The organism is Deinococcus taeanensis (genome assembly GCF_020229735.1).
In the GTDB taxonomy this organism is placed as follows: Bacteria; Deinococcota; Deinococci; order Deinococcales; family Deinococcaceae; genus Deinococcus; species Deinococcus taeanensis.
The window spans coordinates 531,203-549,587 of sequence record NZ_CP083455.1; the positions used below are offsets into that span (position 1 = coordinate 531,203).

General features: G+C 70.9%; 13 protein-coding genes. 8 read left to right on the top strand and 5 right to left on the bottom strand.

Going from position 1 to position 18,385, the window contains the following annotated elements; genetic code table 11:
- Nucleotides 1-459: 459 nt before the first annotated feature.
- Complete coding sequence (gltX, locus tag LAJ19_RS02640) at nt 460-1,881, bottom strand: glutamate--tRNA ligase (protein WP_225476771.1); 1,422 nt, start codon at nt 1,879-1,881, stop codon at nt 460-462.
- A gap of 143 nt (nt 1,882-2,024) precedes the next feature.
- Between gltX and LAJ19_RS02645 the strand changes: the two genes are divergently transcribed.
- Nucleotides 2,025-2,753, top strand: coding sequence for a CHAD domain-containing protein (locus LAJ19_RS02645; protein WP_225476772.1), 729 nt, complete (start codon nt 2,025-2,027; stop codon nt 2,751-2,753).
- 748 nt (nt 2,754-3,501) lie between these two features.
- On the opposite strand, the gene mutL is transcribed toward LAJ19_RS02645, so the two are convergent.
- Both mutL and mutS read right to left on the bottom strand, forming a co-directional pair.
- Nucleotides 3,502-5,166 carry a DNA mismatch repair endonuclease MutL gene (gene mutL / locus LAJ19_RS02650; RefSeq protein WP_225476773.1) on the bottom strand — a complete coding sequence of 555 codons (1,665 nt, stop codon included), beginning with the start codon at nt 5,164-5,166 and terminating at the stop codon, nt 3,502-3,504.
- The gene (mutS, locus tag LAJ19_RS02655; protein WP_225476774.1) at nt 5,163-7,709 is read right to left on the bottom strand and encodes a DNA mismatch repair protein MutS; all 2,547 of its coding nucleotides are present in this window, start codon (nt 7,707-7,709) and stop codon (nt 5,163-5,165) included. The genes mutL and mutS overlap by 4 nt, the downstream gene beginning before the upstream one ends.
- Before the next feature lie 758 nt (nt 7,710-8,467).
- On the opposite strand from mutS, the gene LAJ19_RS02660 reads away from it, so the two are divergent.
- Nucleotides 8,468-9,484, top strand: coding sequence for a DUF4384 domain-containing protein (locus LAJ19_RS02660; protein WP_225476775.1), 1,017 nt, complete (start codon nt 8,468-8,470; stop codon nt 9,482-9,484).
- A 74-nt stretch (nt 9,485-9,558) separates the two neighbouring features.
- On the opposite strand, the gene LAJ19_RS02665 is transcribed toward LAJ19_RS02660, so the two are convergent.
- Together LAJ19_RS02665 and LAJ19_RS02670 are read right to left on the bottom strand one after the other, a co-directional pair.
- The gene (locus LAJ19_RS02665) at nt 9,559-10,137 is read right to left on the bottom strand and encodes an NUDIX hydrolase (protein ID WP_225476776.1); all 579 of its coding nucleotides are present in this window, start codon (nt 10,135-10,137) and stop codon (nt 9,559-9,561) included.
- Nucleotides 10,134-10,787: a MazG family protein gene (locus LAJ19_RS02670; protein WP_225476777.1), complete on the bottom strand. Its 654-nt coding sequence runs from the start codon at nt 10,785-10,787 to the stop codon at nt 10,134-10,136. Before LAJ19_RS02670 ends, LAJ19_RS02665 begins: the two co-directional genes overlap by 4 nt.
- Before the next feature lie 97 nt (nt 10,788-10,884).
- On the opposite strand from LAJ19_RS02670, the gene LAJ19_RS02675 reads away from it, so the two are divergent.
- The 6 genes from LAJ19_RS02675 (at nt 10,885) to LAJ19_RS02700 (ending at nt 18,017) form a co-directional block, all read left to right on the top strand.
- Complete coding sequence (locus tag LAJ19_RS02675; protein ID WP_225476778.1) at nt 10,885-11,346, top strand: hypothetical protein; 462 nt, start codon at nt 10,885-10,887, stop codon at nt 11,344-11,346.
- Between the two features lie 133 nt (nt 11,347-11,479).
- The gene (locus tag LAJ19_RS02680; RefSeq protein ID WP_225476779.1) at nt 11,480-12,181 is read left to right on the top strand and encodes an SDR family oxidoreductase; all 702 of its coding nucleotides are present in this window, start codon (nt 11,480-11,482) and stop codon (nt 12,179-12,181) included.
- Nucleotides 12,182-12,280: 99 nt separating this feature from the next.
- On the top strand, nt 12,281-12,703 hold the full coding sequence (gene smpB, locus LAJ19_RS02685) for an SsrA-binding protein SmpB (RefSeq protein ID WP_225476780.1): 423 nt from the start codon (nt 12,281-12,283) through the stop codon (nt 12,701-12,703).
- The gene (locus tag LAJ19_RS02690; protein ID WP_225476781.1) at nt 12,700-14,073 is read left to right on the top strand and encodes an N-acetylmuramoyl-L-alanine amidase; all 1,374 of its coding nucleotides are present in this window, start codon (nt 12,700-12,702) and stop codon (nt 14,071-14,073) included. The genes smpB and LAJ19_RS02690 overlap by 4 nt, the downstream gene beginning before the upstream one ends.
- Nucleotides 14,070-14,621: a GerMN domain-containing protein gene (locus tag LAJ19_RS02695; RefSeq protein WP_225476782.1), complete on the top strand. Its 552-nt coding sequence runs from the start codon at nt 14,070-14,072 to the stop codon at nt 14,619-14,621. The genes LAJ19_RS02690 and LAJ19_RS02695 overlap by 4 nt, the downstream gene beginning before the upstream one ends.
- Before the next feature lie 90 nt (nt 14,622-14,711).
- The gene (locus LAJ19_RS02700) at nt 14,712-18,017 is read left to right on the top strand and encodes an AAA family ATPase (protein ID WP_225476783.1); all 3,306 of its coding nucleotides are present in this window, start codon (nt 14,712-14,714) and stop codon (nt 18,015-18,017) included.
- Nucleotides 18,018-18,385: the final 368 nt, after the last annotated feature.

An 18,385-nucleotide genomic window follows, 5' to 3' on the forward strand; every position in this document is an offset into this window, starting at 1 on the left:
CGGCGCTGGTTCAACAGGCGGGCACTGCGTTTGGGCAGGCCGCGGGCAGGGCAGGGCAGGACGTCAGGCATCAGGGCAGAGGAGAAGGGCCGCGCCGCGCGGCCCCGACATGTTGAAGTGCCTCCCAGCGTAGCAGCCGGGAGGCACTCAGACCAAACGAGCGTTTGTTGACCAGGGACAGGTGCCGACCACCGCGCCAGAGTTGCCAGCAGGCCAGGAGAACCGGCACGGCCACCAGCACCGCGCGCGTACAGAATCCGCCGGGTCACTGTGGCCGCGCCCCCCAGGAACAACAGCTCAGTGGCGGCCCCCCCGGTTCACAGTCCCCTTACCTGCCCGGCCGTCAGGAAGCCGTTGGCAGGTCCTGATTCCCGCGCGTCTGCGCCGCGAAGTCCACACCAGCCTCAGGCGGCTGCGGCACAGCCGCCACTGAGCCCATCAGCACCGCTGCCAGGGCGTTTACTGCGCGGCGCGTTCGATACGTGCCACGACCCGGTCGCGGCCCAGCGTGGCCAGCAGGTCCGGCAGGTCCGGACTTTCCATCGTGCCCGCCACCGCCGCCCGCACCGGCGGCATGACCTTCCCGAGCTTCAGGCCCCGCTCCTGCGCGAACGCCGCGAACGCCGCCCTGATGTCCGCCGCGCCGAAGTCCGGCAGGTTCTTCAGACGCCCCGCGAGGTCCGGCAGGAGGTCCCGCGCACCCTCAATGGCCACCTGTGCCTTTTCCGTGACCGGGTACTCCTCCGACCAGAAGTAGGGCGTTTTCTCCAGGAACTCACTGAACACCTCCATGCGCGGCGTCATCAGGCGCACCACCGCCCGGAAGTACGCGTCGTTCGGCAGGGTTACCTTCTGCCCGGCCAGGAAGTCATGCAGGCGCCGGGTCACGTCCTCCTCGGTCAGCACCTCACGCAGGTACTTCCCGTTGTACCAGCGCAGCTTCTCCTGACTGAACACCGGACCGCCCAGCGTGACGTCCTCCAGCCGGAACGCCCGCCCGAACTCTGCCAGGTCGAACACCTCCAGGCCGTCCGGGTGTGTCCAGCCCATCGTCGCCAGGAAGTTCAGCATCGCTTCGGGCAGGAACCCCTGCTGCTGGTACCACTCCACACTTGTTGGATTCTTCCGTTTGCTGATCTTGGACTTGTCCGAGTTGCGCAGCAGCGGCATGTGCGCAAATGCCGGCTCCGGCCACCCGAACGCGCGGTACAGCAGCACGTGAATGGGCGTGCTCGTGATCCACTCCTCGGCCCGCACCACGTGCGTGACCCCCATCAGGCGGTCATCCACCACGTTCGCCAGGTGGTAGGTGGGAAACCCGTCGGCCTTCAACAGCACCTTGTCATCAATCTCGCGGTTCTGAAAGTGAATCGGGTCCCGCAGCCGGTCATGCACGACCGTTTCCCCTTCGCGCGGGACCTTCAGGCGGATCACGGCCGCCTCCCCCGCCGTCACGCGCGCCTGCGCGGCGCCCGGCTCGAGGTCACGGCTGGGCACTGCAATCACCCGCCCTTCCGCCTGGGCGGCCTCGCGCAGGGCCGTGAGTTCCTCAGCGGTCTCGAACGCGTAGTACGCGTGGCCGTCCGCCACCAGCTGCCGCGCGTACTCGCCGTACAGCCCAAACCGCTCACTCTGCCGGTACGGGCCGTTCGGACCGCCCTGCAGGGGCGACTCGTCCGGCGTCAGGCCCAGCCACTGCATCATCTGGAAGATGCGCTTCTCACTGTCCGGTACGTACCGGTTGCGGTCCGTGTCCTCGATACGCAGGATGAACTTTCCGCCGCCCTGACGGGCCAGGGTGTAATTGAACAGGCCGATGTACGCGGTGCCCACGTGCGGGTCACCCGTGGGGCTCGGAGCGATACGGGTCACAACAGACATAACGCACAGCATACGAGGTCCCGCCGCGTGCCGGTCGTGCGCCCGCATCGTACGCACCGGGCGCCCCACGCGGCGTGGGGAAGCGTAAACGCTGCGTAAGAACTGGCCTCACTGGCGTCCATCTGCCCCGCGCATGCTGAAGTATGACCAGTTTCGCGAAGACCGCCAAAACCCTGCATAAACTCTGGCCGGCCCTGGAAAAGGGGGACGTGAAGGCCGTCCATGAGGCCCGCAAACTGACCCGTAAGGCGCAGGCGCAGCTGAGAATCGCGGGCGCGCCGAAACGGACCAAACGGGCCTGGCGGGACCTGCGCCGCGCCGTGGCGCCAGTGCGGGACCGGGACGCGTCGGGGCAGCACCTGATGGCGGCCCTGCGGGACCTTGGGGTCCCGGAACAGGCCCTGAGCACCTTCGGGCAGGAGTGGGCGCAGGCGCGGGAGCGGATCTTCGCGGAGGTGCAGCTGCCGCCCTCCCCCCCACCTGTGAAACGACCGAAGCACTGGAAGGCGCGGGTTCAGGAAGCGCTGTGCAGTGACGCCCAGGAACTCACGCGCGAAGGAACGGAGGTGCTGGCGGGGGGCAGCATCGAGCAGTGGCACGAGTGGCGCAAACATCTGAAACGCTACCGGTACACGGCCGAACTGTGCGGGGACGCCCCCGAGTCGCTGCTGCAGGTGCTCGAGCAGCTGGGCCGCATGCAGGACGCTCAGGTGGTGCAGGACCTCCTGAAGCGGGAGGACTGGATTCCGCAGTACCGCGAGGCCCTGCTGCGCCGCGAGGAGGAAGCGCAGCGTCACGCGCAGGCGCAGGTCCGCACGCTGTGGCCGGCACTCCGGGAGAGCCTGCAGGCGCAGATCAGCGCAGCCGGATGAGCTGAGGGGAGGCGGGAGCGGACCTGGCCTGGCGCAGCCTCACCCCTGGTGCATCACGGCCGCGGGACGTCAGCGCAGGTCACAACTGACCCGATCGGTGGGCGGGCCAGCCAGCACAGACCTGACCGGCCCGGGTCATGGTCTGGGACATGACCGCCCGTGTCCTGCGGTGTGCGCTTCTCCTGTCTCCCGCGTCATTCGGTCTGGGCGGTGGGGTCCGCAACGCCAGGGACACCCGCACCCTTGGGCCCCGGTCACTAGGGGTGGTGCGGCTCACGACCCTGGGGGAACGGTGGCTGCTCGGGATGCGGCCCCTGGCCGGCGCGCGGTTCAACGTCGTGGTTCCTGAATCCTTCCGGCCGCCCGTATGGCCCCTGGACATATGTGCCGGGGTGAGCGTCCAGCCCGGCACGGCCCGCACGTACACGGCCGAGACGCTGCTGGTGTTCAACGCGCAGCGCAACACGCTGGCGACCCTGGTGCCGGCGGATCCTCCCAGGACGCCCACCCGCCGCGGCCAGTGGATCTACCGTGACCGCGCCGTCACGCTGCGTCAGGGCTGGACGGGCGTCACCACCGAATCCCGTGACGGGCGCTTCGAGGTGATCAATGCCACGACCCAACTGCCGTCCTGGGTGCAGCCTCTGCTGAGCAGCGCCGCCCGGCAGACCTTTCCGGCGCTGTTCAGCGGCCAGCGCAGCGCCTTTACCGCCCGCCAGGCCCGTCCAGCCGTCGGCCCTGCGGCGGGTCAGGTGGGCGTGCGGGAGGGCCGGTCGGGGCGCGCCTCGTCCCGGCCGCGCGGCACGTCGCGCACGCCGCGACGTCCGAACGCGTGCGCCAGGTCCCGCTCACTGAGCCGGAGGACTGTGGGGCGGCCGTGCGGGCAGGCCCACGGCTGCTCGCAGGCGGCCAGGGCGTCCAGGACCGCCTGCCCCCGCGCGTGATCCAGCATGCCGGCCTTCAGGGCGGGCGCGCACGCCAGGCGGGCCAGGACGTCCCGCCGCGGGTTCGGACCGTCGCCCAGGGCGCCTTCCACGATCTGCTCGTGCAGGCGTGGCACTTTCAGGGGGGCCAGCGCGGCCGGCAGGGTCCGCAGCCGGGCCAGACCCGCTCCGAAGTCCTCCAGGGTCAGGCCCCACGCCTGCAGGTCCGCGTTTCGTTCATGCAGCCGCGCGGTCTGCTCGGGCGTGAGGTGCAGCAGTTCGGGTTCCGGCAGGTCCACGGCGCCCGCCCCGGCCAGCGTGCGGGTGAACTGTTCGAACAGGGCCCGTTCGTGCGCGGCGTGTGCGTCCACCACCCAGAGGTCGCCTTCGCCCTGTGCCAGCAGGTACAGCTCCTGGTACACGCCCAGCAGCGTGAGGGCCGGGAAGGTGCCGGCGCCCGGCGCAGGGGAGGGGCCTGTGGGTGAGGCCAGGGCCGGCACGGCGCGCGCCAGCGGGTGAGCCGCGAGCGCGGCCTGCACGGCCGCGCGGACCTGCCCGGCCACGCCGGGCAGGTCCGCCAGGGCCACCACCTGCTTGGCCGGGTGCACGTTGGGGTTGTGATCCTCCGGCGCGACGGTCACGTCCAGCACGCACAGCGGCGCCGCCCCGGCCGGCAGCAGCTCCGCGAAGCCGTCAATCACGGCCCGCTCCAGTTCCGGCGGGGCGAGCACGGGGCGGCCGTTCACGCTGAAATGCATCCGGTCCCGGCGCACGCGCGTGAGCTCCGGGCGGGACACCACGCCGCGCACGCCGTCGCCCTGCACGGCCAGCACGCGGTTGGCGCTCAGCGGCCCGTACACGCTCGCCACGGCGCCGCGGTGGTCGCTGGGGGCGTGCGACAGGCGCACTTCGCCGTCCACGCACAGCCGCCAGTGCAGGCCCGGGTGGTGCAGCACGAACCGGCCCAGCAGAGCCGTCACCTCGCGCGCCTCGGTCGCACCTGGCGCCTGCGTGCGCCGCCGGGCGGGGAGCCGTGCGAACAGATTCCGGACCGTGACGGTCGTCCCGGCCGGCGCGGATGTCCGCGCGACCTGCACGTCGTCTCCCTGCGCGAGCACCTCACAGGCGCCGACCTGCGCCGCCGGGCGGGACACCAGATGCAGTTCCCCAGCCTGAGCCGCCGCCCACAGGGCCTCCCCGCGGAAGCCCAGGGTGGTGACGCCGTCCACCGAGCGGGCCTCCGGGGAGAGTTTGCTGGTCGCATGCCGCAGTGGCGCGAGGCCCACCGACCCGGCCGGAATGCCCGCGCCGTTGTCCCTGACCTGCACCCGCCCCAGCCCTCCGCCGTCCAGGTCCACCTCAATGCGGGTGGCGCCGGCGTCCAGGGCGTTGTCCACGAGTTCCCGCACGACGTCCAGCGGGCGGGACACCACTTCGCCCGCAGCGATCAGCCGCGCCACGTGCGCCGGAAGCAGCCGGATGTCGGTCATGACACCCCGCTCGCCTGCGGCTCACCGCGCAGTTCCCGCTGCCAGCGGTGCAGGAGATCCAGCGCCTGCATGGGCGTCAGGCGGCTGAGATCCAGCGTGGCGAGCTCGCGCGTGAGGCGCGTGTCGTCCCCCTGCACGCTCAGGGCCGCGAGCAGCCGGGCGGCGCGGGTGGTGACGTTCCCGGGCAGGCCCGCAAGGCGCGCGACCTCCACGCCGTAACTCTGGCGCGCGGCGCCCGGCACCACCTGATGGTAGAAGGTGAGCCCGCCGCTGCCCGCCGCGTCCTCCTCCGCCGCGACATGCAGGTTTACGAGCCCCGGCAGGTCCGTCTCCAGGCGCGTGAGCTCAAAGTAATGCGTGGCGAACAGCGTGTGCGCTCCGGCGGCATGCAGGTGTTCCAGCGCCGCCTGCGCGATGGCCAGCCCGTCGAGGGTGCTCGTTCCCCGGCCGACCTCATCCAGAATCACGAGGCTGGCAGGCGTGGCGCCGTGCAGAATGGCCGCCAGTTCACTCATTTCCACCATGAACGTGGAGCGCCCGCCCGCCAGGTCATCACTTGCACCAATGCGGGTGTGCACGGCGTCATAGATGGGCAGCTCGGCCCGGTCGGCCGGCACGAAGGACCCGATCTGGTGCAGCAGGGCGCACAGGGCGGCCGTGCGCAGGTAGGTGCTCTTGCCGGCCATGTTCGGCCCGGTCAGCAGCACGGCCCGCCGGGCCTGATCCAGCGTGACGTCGTTCGGCACGAAGCGGCCCCCCAGGCTCCCCTCCACCACCGGGTGCCGCGCCTGCACCAGCCCAAGGTCCCCGCTGGTGGTCGTGGGGCGCACCCAGCCGTGCCCGGCGGCCACGTCGGCCAGCGCGGCCAGAACGTCCAGCTCACTGAGCGCGCCGGCCGCCTCCGCAAGCGCTTCGGCGTGCGCGGCAAGTCCGTCACGCAGTTCAGTGAAGACCTCCTGCTCCACCCGGGATGCGGCCGCCTCCAGGCGCGCGATCTCGCGTTCACGTTCCCGCAGGTCCGGACGGGTAAAGCGCGCCCGATCCTTCAGGGTGGCCACCTGCCGGTAATCGGCCGGAACCTTCCCCAGGTGCGCGCCCGTGACCTCCAGGAAGTACCCGAACACGCCGTTGTACCCGACCTTCAGGCTGCCGATCCCGGTGCGGACGCGTTCACTGGCCTCCAGTTCCGCCAGCCACGCCCGGTGCCCGAGCGCCGCGGCGCGCAGCTCATCGAGTTCCGCATGAAACCCATCACGAATCAGGCCGCCCTCCCCAACCCGGATGGGCGGTTCATCCACCAGCGCCGCGCGGATGCGGGTCACCACGTCCGGCAGCGCCGCGAGGCGTTCGCGCACGCCGCCCAGCAGGCCCCCCAGGGACCCCAGCAGCGTCGTCGCCTCAGGCAGGAGGTCCAGCGTGCGCGCCAGGGCCGCCACCTCGCGCGGCGCGGCCCGGCGGGTCGCCACACGCGCGGCCAGGCGCTCCAGATCGTGCGCGCGGTACAGCAGCGAGCGTACCGCCCCGCGCAGATCCGGGGCGCGCGTGAAGGTCTCCACGGCGTCCAGGCGCGCGCGGATACTCAGTTCGTCCAGCAGCGGCGCGCGCAGCCACGCCCGCAGTCGCCGCCGCCCCCCTGCCGTGCGCGTCTGGCACAGCACGTCCGTCAGCGTCCGGCCCTGCGGGGACTGCGCCTGGAACAGCTCCAGGGCGCGCACCGCGGCGTCCGGCAGGCGCATGTGCGCGCCCGGCTCGAAGCGCACCACGCGCCGCACCATGTCCAGCTGCCCCTGCTGCGTGATCCGCGCGTACCCCAGCACCGCGCCGCACGCCCGGCGCAGCGCCGCGGACGTCAGCACCGGCGGCACCTCACCCAGCACGCCGCGCAGCGCCTCCAGGGCGGGCACCTCGTCGAAGGTGGCCGGCGAGAGCATCACCGGAAAGCGCGCCTGAAAGTCCGCGAGCAGCGCCGCGTTCCCGGAGAGTTCCGGCGCGAGCAGCACCTCCCGCGCCCGGCAGCGCGACAGTTCGTCGTACAGCGCCAGGCGGGTATGGAAGGCCGCGCAGCGAAATTCCCCCGTGGAGACGTCCAGCAGCGCCAGCGCGTACCCGTCGCCCGTGGCCACCGCCGCGAGGTAGTTCTCATCGGCGCTGAGGTGCCGTTCCTCCGTCACGGTGCCGGGCGTGAGCAACTGCGTCACGCGGCGGTCCATCAGGCCCGACCCGGGTTCCTCGACCTGATCCGCCACGGCCACGCACACCCCCGCCGCAAGCAGCCGCTCCACATGTCCGTCGAGGGCCCGCAGGGGAATACCGGCCATGGGCGTGCTGAAATCCTTGCTGCTCTTGTGCGTCAGTGCGATTCCCAGCAGCCGCGCGGCGCGCTCAGCGTCCTCTCCGAACGTCTCGTAGAAGTCCCCCACCTGGAACAGCAGCAGGGCGTGCGGAAGCTGCGCAGCGACCTCGTCACGCATGCGCACGTACTGCTCCAGCATCGGGGGAAGGGCTCCCGAGCCGGTGCCTTTCAGGACGTTCTGAGCCCGCATCCCGCGCAGAATACTGCCGGGCCTGATGGCTCCGCCCGGCACAGGTAACGATTCGTGTGTCGGTGAGCAGGGCGCCCGGGTTGGGCCTGGGACCACGCGCACTGACGCCGGGTGCGGCAGGGCAGGTGCCCACCAGGCCGGGTGGCGTGTCAGCGGCTGATCTGGCGGCTTTGACTCCGGCTGCTGATTGCTTCTCTGGGACCCGGGAGCTCAGCTGGGCAGACTGGTCGGTCACCTGGGCAGTCCCGTGTCTCTCTGGCCGCCGTCGCCCTGAGGCGGCGCTGGGCGCTCCTCAGCCACCTTCTTTGGAAGGCGGGCCTTGAGGGGTGAGCGTCAGCCCTCAAGATCCTCGGCCCTCCCTGGGACCATGGATCTGGAAGGCTGGATCTGGAGGGGAACGTCTGTACTCCGGCCGGCTGCTTGAGTGGGGCTTATTCGTCGCAGCCAAGCGCGCGCAGCAGGTCGAGCTCGGTAATGGGGCGCCGCTGTGGCGCGCTGGGTTGGCTGGGGAGCCGGAAGAACAGTCGTCTGAGGAATGCGGCCATCTGTGCACCTCCTTCTCTGATGATGATCTGATCGTACCTTAAGAGACCTTCATTCAGGTGTGAGGTGAGTAAGGCGCATTCGTGTTATCCGGCACACTCTCTGCCCGGGTTCCAGGTTGTCTGACCGTGGCCTGAAGCACCATTAACGTTGCCATTGAAGTGACTCACAGCCGGTCATGTTGCCCGCACTACGCTCACTGTCGGAGGTACCACATGAACAAGCTTCTTCTTATTCCGGCCGCCATGCTGCTCAGCACCGCCGCCGCTGCTCCCAAGATCAGCGCCCAGAGCATCATCGTGAACCCCACGCAGCCTGACCTGAGCGTCAGCGTCCGTGTGGACAAGGACACGAGCGGCAGTCAGAACCCCGCCTACCGCGTGGGCGACAAGATCAGCATCAGCACCAGCGTCAACCGTGACGCCTACGTGTACCTGTTCAACGTGAACCCCGACGGCAGCGTCGACCAGATCCTGCCCAACCGCCTCAGCACCGACAACCTGGTGAAAGCCAACACCACCAAGGTGTTCCCCGCGGCAGACGACAAGTTCAACTACACCGTCGCCGGCCCCATCGGGCAGAACAAGGTGCTGGCCCTGGCGAGCCTCACCCCGCTGGACCTTGACGACGTCAGCGACTTCAAGACGGCCCAGGATCAGTTCGCCACCGTCAACGCCAAGAACCAGGCGGGCCTCGCCCAGGCGCTGAGCATCGTCGTGAACCCCCTGCCCCAGAACAGCTGGGTCACCGACACCGCCTTCTACACCGTGGCGGGCCGCACCCCCATCAGCACCGGCAGCCTGTTCGTGGGCACGAACGTCGCCAACGCCACCGTGATCCTTAACGGCCAGCGGCTCGGCGGCGCGAACGTCACCTACAGCAACCTGCGCGCCGGCACGTACCCCGTGCGTGTTCAGGCCCCCGGCTTCCGTGACTACACCACCACCGTCACTGTGCGCAGCGGCAGCACCACCAACCTGAACGTCGAGTTCGCTCAGGCCGTGACGCCCGCCCCCAGCAACCGTTACACCGTCTCCATCCGCAGCACCGTTGCGGGCGCCCGCGTCTTCGTGGACGGCCAGGAAGCCGGCACCATCCGCAACGGCGGCCTCGATGTCAGCGTGGAAGGTGGCAACCACGAGATCGTGATGATCGCCGCCGGGTACCGCACCTTCGTGAGCAACTACAACGTCACGAAGAACGGCCAGATCACCATCACCCCCACCCGTTAACCCCGGTCTGCCGGTTGCTCCCCCCGCCCGCAAGGGCGGGGGGTTCTCCGTCCTTCGTGCCCACTGCGCGCCGCTTACGCCGGGCCGTCACTGAGCAGATCGTGAAGCACGCGGGCCGTCATGCCCCAGATGTCATGGCCCTGCCAGGGGTAGCGGTACAGCGGCACCCGCGTGCCGTCCGGCAGGGTGCGCAGTTCGCGCGTCAGGGGAGCGGCGCGCAGGTCCGCCAGGGTGGGCATCAGCAGCTGTGCGACTTCCGCCGTGAGGACCAGCGCCGGCTGCGCCGGAATGCGGGCCAGGACCGGTGTGACGTGAAACCCGGCGGGCGTGAACACATCATCAAGTTCACCCAGAACCGTGACCTGCGCCGGGTCGAGCTCCACCTCCTCGTGCGCTTCGCGCAGCGCCGCCTGAACCGGCGTCTCCCCGCGCTCCAGGCTTCCGCCGGGAAAGCTGATCTGGCCCTTGTGGGTGGGCAGATCGGCGGAGCGCACAGTGAGCAGGACCCGCGCCTCGACTTCTCGCGTAAGTCCCACGAGCACGGCGGCGCGGCGGTACTCCGGCAGGTGCAGGGGCCGGCGTTCCCTGGCCCCCAGCCACACCGTCCAGGGATCGGCCAGGGCGGTGTCCAGCCCGTCGTGAGCGCCGCTCACGCTTCGCTTGCCCCCAGGTCATCTGGCAGGGCCTGCAGGGCGGCCAGCGTGTGGTCCCGCAGCGCCAGTTCAGCGTTCACTTCGCAGGTCCGCGCCCACTTGACCACCGCTGCCAGAACGGCCGCGACGTCCCCTGGTGTGCCGGCGGCGGCCTGAACTGCGTTCAGCAGCGCGGCGCGGGCGGCTTCCGGACTGCCTGCGGGCGTCCCGGCCAGTTTCTGGCTCTGCGCTTCGCGCGTCAGGGCGCCCAGCCCGGCTGGAACCCGGTCCACCGCACGCCGCGTCCGGCCGCCACGTTCGGCCGCCTTGATCGCCTGCCAGTTGCGCACGACGTCCGCGCTGCCCCCGACCGTCACGTCACCGAAGACGTGCGGGTGCCGGCGCACCAGTTTGCGCACGATGGCCCCCTCCACGTCCGTGTACGAGAAGGTGCCTTCCTCCTCGGCGATCACGCTGTGAAAGGCCACCTGCAGCAGCACGTCGCCCAGTTCGTCGGCCAGTTCGGCGCGGTCCGGGCGGCTGACCGCGTCGGCCGCCTCAGCCGCTTCCTCCAGCAGGTAGGGACGCAGGGACTCGTGGGTCTGTTCCTGATCCCAGGGGCAACCGCCGGGCGCGCGCAGGCGCCGCATGATGGAGAGGAGATCCTGCATTCGCCCACTGTAGCGGCCGGACCCGGGCGGCCTCCGCTGCGGGCGGGCTCACGCTCGCTTCACGCTCCGTCAGGTGAGGTGTGATGCACTGGCACGCATGACTCTTCTGACCCGAACGGCGCTCGTCGCGCCCCTGCTGGCTCTGGGGGCCGCCGCGCAGGCGGCGCCGGCCAGCTGGACCGCGCAGCGTTTGTCCACGGCCACGTACGTGATTCTCGACCCGGTGATCGAGGGCAACCAGAAGCTCGTCAGTGCCGATCAGCGCCGCAGCATCCTGGACGCCATGGTGCGCGACAGCGGCGGCGCCCTGAAACGCCGCTATCCGCAGGCGACCATCAGTGCCGGCCCAAGTGCCCGGGCCATTCAGGTGCGCCCGGTGTTCGTGGCGCCCAGCGCTCTCGTGCCCTGGAACAAGCTGGGCGCCCGGCTGGAATTCAGCACGCCCGACGGGCAGAAGGTCACCCTGAGCGAATCGTTTGGCATCAGTGTGCTGCTGCGTTACCGTGCGGAATTCGTGAATTACATGTACGACCAGCTCGCCCAGCGCCTGCCGCGCTGAGCCCACAGCGGCTTTAAGCGGGGCCAGGCGCGCGACCCGATTTGGGCGGAGGGTCCGGTGAGTCTCCATGCAGTCTTCACACTGGCGCACTCTTTACACTGCCCGCCGCGGCGGCTGTGTTACGGTGCCGCGCATGAGCCAGAAAAGTGCGTTCATCACCGGAGCCAGCAAAGGCATCGGTCACGCCGTTGCCCGCGCGCTGATTCAGGACGGGTACGCCGTGACCCTCACCAGCCGCAACGCGCAGGAGATCGAGCAGGTGGCCCGTGAGCTCGGCGCCCAGGCGCGCGGCGTCGCCTGCGACGTGAAGGATCCTCAGGCGGTGCAGGCGGCCGTGGACGAGCACGTGCAGGCGTTCGGGGGCCTGGACGTGCTGTTCGTGAATGCCGGGGTGGGCCACTTCGGGAACGTCGCTGACCTGAGCATCGAGCAGTGGCAGGACGTGATCGACACGAACCTCAGCGGCGCGTTCTACACCGTCAAGGCCGCCATTCCGGCCCTGAGCCGGCAGGGCGGGTACATCTTTACGCTCTCCAGCCTCGCCGGGAAGAACCCCCTGCCGGGCGGCGGGGCGTACAACGCCAGCAAGTTCGGTCTGAACGGCCTGAGTGAAGTGCTGAACCTGGACCTGCGCGACCGGGGCATCAAGGTCACGCAGATCATGCCGGGCAGTGTGGCCACGCACTTCAACGGTCACACGCCCGACGCCGACAAGGACGCCTGGAAGATCCAGCCGGAGGACCTCGCGCAGCTGACCGTGGACCTGCTGCACATGCCCGGGCGCACCCTGCCCAGCCGTGTGGAGGTCCGGCCCAGCCGCCCGCCGAAAAAATAGACAGGTGCCCGCCGGGCCAGCAGACCGGGGACGCCGGGTCTGCTGGCCCTCAGCTTTTGGCCGTTTCCGGCCTTTTGCCCGTCCTGCTAGAATGCCCGGGTGTACACGAACCGCCGCGCTCATTACGAGTACGAACTGTTGGAGCGCTTCGAGGCGGGGATCAGCCTGACCGGCAGCGAGGTCAAGAGCGTACGCGCCGGCGGCGTGGACTTCCGCGACGCCTTCGCGCGCCTGCACGGCGGCAATATTGATCTGGAAGGCCTGTACATCCCCACCTACAAGGAAGCGACGTACAACAACCACGAGCCGCGCCGCACCCGCCGTCTCCTGCTGCACCGCGAGGAGATCAGCAAGGTCAAGCGCGGCCTGGAGCAGAAGGGCCTGACGCTGGTGCCCACCCGCCTGTACCAGAAGGGCCGGTACTTCAAGGTGGAGCTCGCCCTGGCCCGCGGCAAGAAACTGCACGACAAACGCCGCGCCGAGGCAGAGAAGACCGTTCGCCGGGAGCTGCGCGAACTGTGAAGTTCACCCTCAGCCGGACCATCTGGACCGCCCTGGCCGGCAGCGTCCTGCTGATCAGCCTGGCCAGCGCGCAGATTGCGTTCTCCCGCCTGAACCTCGCCGGCAAGGAGGTGCAGAGCATCCAGCTGTACGGCGCCGAGTACGCCAGCCAGAGCACCCTCAGCAGCCTGCTGAACGTCACTCAGGAAGACGGCCTGATCCGCGTGACCGGCCTGGGCCACACCCTGCTGCTTCCGCTCGATGAGAACCAGCAGCGCGCCACCACCGCCTTCAACACCGTGCAGCTGGACACCCGCCGCATTCAGGGCCGCACGGCGACCCTGGTGAACGGCAACCTGTACCTGCCCCTGGACACCCTGGCTGCCGGCCTGGGCGCCAGGTACCAGCAGGGCACCTTCACGGTGGCCTCGCCGCAGCTGAAGGGCGTCAGCAGCCGCGCCGGGCGCGACACCGACCGCCTCGTGCTGGACCTCAGCCGGGACGTGCAGGTGATCGACGAGCAGCGCGGCGACCGCGTGGTCCTCACCCTCAAGGGCCTACAGGGTGAGGCGCGCAGGTACACCACGCGCGGCGCGTTCCTCCCGAGCGCGGAGGTGGCCAGGGCAGGAACAGACCTGACCGTCACCCTGCCAGTCACGCCCACCAGCGGGTACCGGGTGTTCAAGGTGGTGCGGACCAGCGGGGTGCGCGTCGTGGTGGACGCCGGTCCGGGTGTGCCCGTCAGCGCGCCGGAACTGCTCGCGCGCGTCACCAGCCCGCTGATTGTGCTGGACCCCGCCCAGGTGGAGGGCGTGGGCCGGGACGTCACCCTGGAGGTCGCGCGGCGCAGCGCTGAACTGCTCACCAAGTTCGGCTGGCAGGTGCGCGTCACCCGCGACACCAGCAGCGTCATGCCGCGCGACGAGGCGCTGAAACTCGCCCGGCAGAGCGACGTGTACCTCGCGCTGGACATGGGCCGTCTGCCCGGCGCCCGCCGCAGCGGCGTCACCGTGTACGAACAGACCGGCCGGGCCAGCACGCAGCTGGTGAACACCCTGCGCGCCGGCAGCAGCGCGCCGTACAGCGGGCTGGTGGTGGCCGGTGCGGGCAGCACGCGCCGCCTGGGTGAACTGCTGCGCGGGGAACTCAAGGGCGGCGGCGTCACCGCCAGGCAGGAACGCACCACCCGCGTGCGCAGCCTGGGTGAGGCGCCCCAGGCGGCGCTCCTGCTGGAACTCGGCTGGGCGAACAACGCCGAGGACCTCGCCAAGCTCAGCATGGACGACCGCCTGAAGGTCCTGTCGGTGGCCGTGGCCCGCTCGGTTGCCACGTACCTGACCGCCCGCGCGAACAACAACGCGAACATCAGCGCGCAGGGAGCCGCACAGTGAGTCTGCCCCGCAAGCTCTTCTCGCTGTTCAACGTGGTCTCCGCCGGGTTGCTCGTGGCCTCCGCGCTGGCCCTGCAGGCCGTGCAGCGCACGCCCCCCACCCCCGAACCACCCCGGCTGGAACTCACGGAACGCAAGCGCCTGAAAGTCAAGGTGTACTTCACGGATACGCAGGTGCAGGCCCTGAAAGCCGAGACGCGCACCATTCAGGTGACGCAGACCAACCCGCGGGCCCTGGCGCAGGCCGCCGTGAACATCTGGGCGCAGGGGCCCTACGACAAGGCGTTCCTGGCCGTGGTGCCCAAAGGCACCGACGCACCCAAGGTGTACCTGCGCGGCCAGCATTACTTCGTGGACCTGCCCGGCGCCTACGCCGCGCTGCGGTACGGCGCCAGCGGCGAGCGCATGCTGCTGTGCACCCTGACCCGCACGCTGCTCGAGGAACGCGGGCAGGACGTGACGTTCATCCTGAACGGCCAACCGGCCGAACTGCTCGGCCGCATGGACCTCACCCAGCCGTACACCCGCGGGGACTGCGCCGACCAGTGAACGCCGCGGCCACCCCCCATCTCTTTGCGCCGGGAGGCGAGGGCTGACCCACCGCCCGGCCCCCGGGCGGCCCGGTTGACCTGTTCCGTCATGCTTCAGAGCGTCACCCTGCAAGGCTTCAAGAGTTTCGCCGACCGCACCCGCCTGGACTTCGGACCCGGCGTCAGCGCCGTGATCGGCCCGAACGGCAGCGGCAAAAGTAATGTCGTGGAAGCCATCCGCTGGGCCACGCACCAGGCGCGCGCGCGCGAACTGCGCGCCGGTCGCGGCACCGAGCTGATCTTCCACGGCAGTGGTGGCAAGGCGCCCCTGGGGCTCGCGGAAGTGCAGCTGGAACTTCTGACGCCCGCCGGCGAGCGCGTGAACCTCGCGCGGCGCGTGTACCGCGACGGCACCGGCGAACAGGACCTGAACGGCCGAGCGGCGCGCGCGCGGGATGTACAGGGCGCCCTGCGCGGCACCGGCCTGGGACCCGGCGGCCTGGCCGTGATCGGACAGGGTGAGGTGAGTGGCGTCGTTCAGGCCGAAGGCCGAACGCTGCTCGGGTACGTGCAGGAAGCCGCGGGACTGTCCCGCGCCGTCACTGCCCGTCAGGACACCGAAGCGCGGCTGCGCGAGGCGGACACGCACCTGGACGCCCTGCGGCTGCTGCTGAACGAACGTGAGGCTGCCCTGACCCGGCTGGACCGCGCCGCGCAGGACGCCCGCACCCATCAGCACCTGACCCTACGCGTCCTGACCCTGGAAGACGCCCTGACACGCGAACGGCAGGCCGCTCTGGCCCGCGAGATCACTGCCGCCCGCGCCGAAGCCCAGAGCCTCGAGGCCCGCAGCGCCGTCCTGGCGGGCGAAGTGCAGGCCGCTGCAGCCGCCGTCGACGCCGCCCGGGACGCCGCGCAGGACGCCCGGGCGCGCCGGGACGCCTACGCCGGGGCGCTTGACACGCTGCGCGCTGCCCGGGACGCCGCCGCGCAGGCCGAACGCTACCGCACGCACCTGGAGCTCGAACGCCAGACGCTGACCGCAGAACTCGAGGCGCTGCCCACCAGCCCCCCCGCACAGCCCGCCCCGGATCTGGGGGCGCTCGACGCCGCGCTGAACGCGGCGCGCACCCAGGCGGAAGCGGCCGAACGCCGCGCCCGGACCCTGGACGCCGACCTCAAACATGCCCGCGCTCTGGCTGCCCGCGCGGCCGAGGCCGCCGCCCGCCAGGACGCCAGCCGTGAAACGCTGCGCGCTGAGTTCGAGCGCGCCGAGGGCAACCTCACTCAGGCGCTGGAAGCCCTGGACGCCGCACGCGGCCGCCTGACGCACGCCCGCACGGCCCGTGAGCACGCCGAACGCGAGTACGCCACGCTGCGGGACACCCGTGAGAGCGCCGCGCAACGGGACCGGCATCTGCGCGGCGAGCTCACCCGCGTGAACGCCAGCGTCGCGCCGCTGCGCCGCGAACGCGACCGGCTGGAACAGACCCTCAACTCCTACGCCCGCTACGGCGAGGGCGCCCGCAACGCCCTGCGCCTCGATCACCCCGGCATCGTGGGCTCCGTCGCGGACCTCCTCACCGTGCCCGCCGAGTACGAGGTCGCGCTGGGCGCCGCGCTCGGCCGGCGCCTGGAACAGGTGGTCGTGCAGCGCGCCGATCACGCCCGTGAGATCATCGACGAACTCAAACGTGTGGGGGGCCGCGCCACGTTCCTCCCGCTGGACCTCATCCGCGCCCGGCCGCGCCGTGACGCGAGCCTGCTGCGGGAGGCCGGCGTGATCGGCAACCTGGCTGACCTGTGCCCCAGCGACCCGCCCCTTGTGGCCGAGAGTATCCTCGCCGACACCCTCGTCGTGCGGGACCTGCGCGCCGCCAACCAGCTGGCCCGCACGCACGCCAGCCGCCCGCGCCTCGTCACGCTGGACGGCGAACTTGTGGAACCCGGCGGCGCCATCACCGGCGGCCGGACGCGCGACACCGGCAGCGGCGTCCTGGGTGACCAGCGCCGCTTCCAGGAACTCGACGCTGAACTGGAGGACGCCGACCACCAGCACGCGCGCCTGAACGCCGAACTGAAGGCGGTGGAGTCCACCCTGGCCGCCACGGCAGACCGGCACGACGTCCTCCTTGCTGCCCGCGAGCGCGCCGCGCAGGAAGAAACCGCCGCCGAACGCCGCGTTACCGAACTGGCTGCCCAGACCCGCAGCCTCCAGGCGCACCACGACCGCCTCGCCGCCCGCCTGGGCCCGGAAACGCCGGACCTGCCTGCCTCCGCGGGGCCCCTGCCGGACGTCGACGCCCTGGAGGCGCAGCTGCGCGCCGCCCGGGACGCCGCCGAACAGGGCCGCGGCGCCGAACGCACCGCCGCCGAAACCCTCGCCCTGGCCCGCGAGGCGGACGCCGCGTGGCGCGCCTACCGCACCGGCCGCGCCCGCGCGGGCGACCTGCGCGCCCGCCTGGACACCAACGCCACGTCCCTGGCCGCCCAGGACGCCGCCCTCACGGCTGCGCGCGCCGAGGTCAGCCGCCGCGAAACGGCGCTCGGCACCCTGGACGAGCACGAGTTCGCCCGCGCCGAGTTCACCCGCGAGCAGGCCGCGCAGACCTACGCCACTCTGATCGGCACGCAGAACAAGGCCCGCGCCCGTCTGGAAGACCTGCGGCTGCTGATCGCCCGGCGCGAAGGCAGCCTGGCCCCCATTCCCGACGGCTGCCTGCCCCCCGGCACGCCCCGCGAGTGGACCGCCGAGCTGGGCCGCGTCCGCGCCGCCCTGGACGCCCTCGGGCCGGTGAATGCCCGCGCCGAGGCAGACCACGCGGCGGCACAGGCGGTGCTGGACGCCCAGCGCGCCGAGCTGCACGACGCCGAGGCTGCCGCCACCGAACTGCGCGCCCACCTGCATGACCTGGAGACGGCTGAAGGCCACGCCACGAACGCTGCTTTCGACCGGGTGAACGCCGCGTTCCGCGAGTACAGCGCCGAACTGCTCGGCGGGCAGGGCGAACTCGAACGTGAACTTGACGATCAGGGCCGGCTGCGCGGCCTGCGCCTCGCGGTGCAGCCCCGGGGGAAACGCACCCGCTCCATGACCCTGCTCTCCGCCGGGGAACGCACCATGGCCGGCCTGGGCTTCCTGTTTGCGCTGAACCACGCGGGAGGCGAAGGCAGCGCCGGTGGCCTTCCCCTGGCCGTTCTCGACGAGGTTGACGCCCCCCTGGACGAGGCGAACATCCGGCGTTTCACTGCCTTCCTGAGCCTGTTCGCGGCGCGGGGCGCGCAGTTCCTGCTCGTGACCCACCAGAAGGCCACCATGGAAATCGCGCACGCCCTGTGGGGCGTCACCACCGACCAGACGGGCGCCAGCCGCGTCCTGAGCATCAAACAGCACGACGACGCCCGCGCCGGCTAGAGAAGACTCCGGCAGTTGCGCAGTGGAGGAGCAGGCCCCGGCTGCCAGGGCCACGCGACGCCGCTGGAACACAGCCGACATTCCCGCACAGCGGCTGCTGAAGGGCGCGCCGGGTGGGCGCCACGCGGCCAGAGTAGAGAAGTGACAGTCGCAATAATCGGCGGTCTGCTTTGCCCGCGAACCCCTGACCGGGCGGAGACACCGCACGCAACGGCAGAACCTGGCGAGCCTGCCGCTCGTCCGGCCGCCAACACCCATGACGCCGGGCTGAAGCGCAGCAGGTCCGGTCCCCGGTCAGCGGAGCTGGCCGCCCCTACGCCGCATGAGGGAAGGACGACTGCGCTCTTTGCACAGTGGTGTGCCGGTCG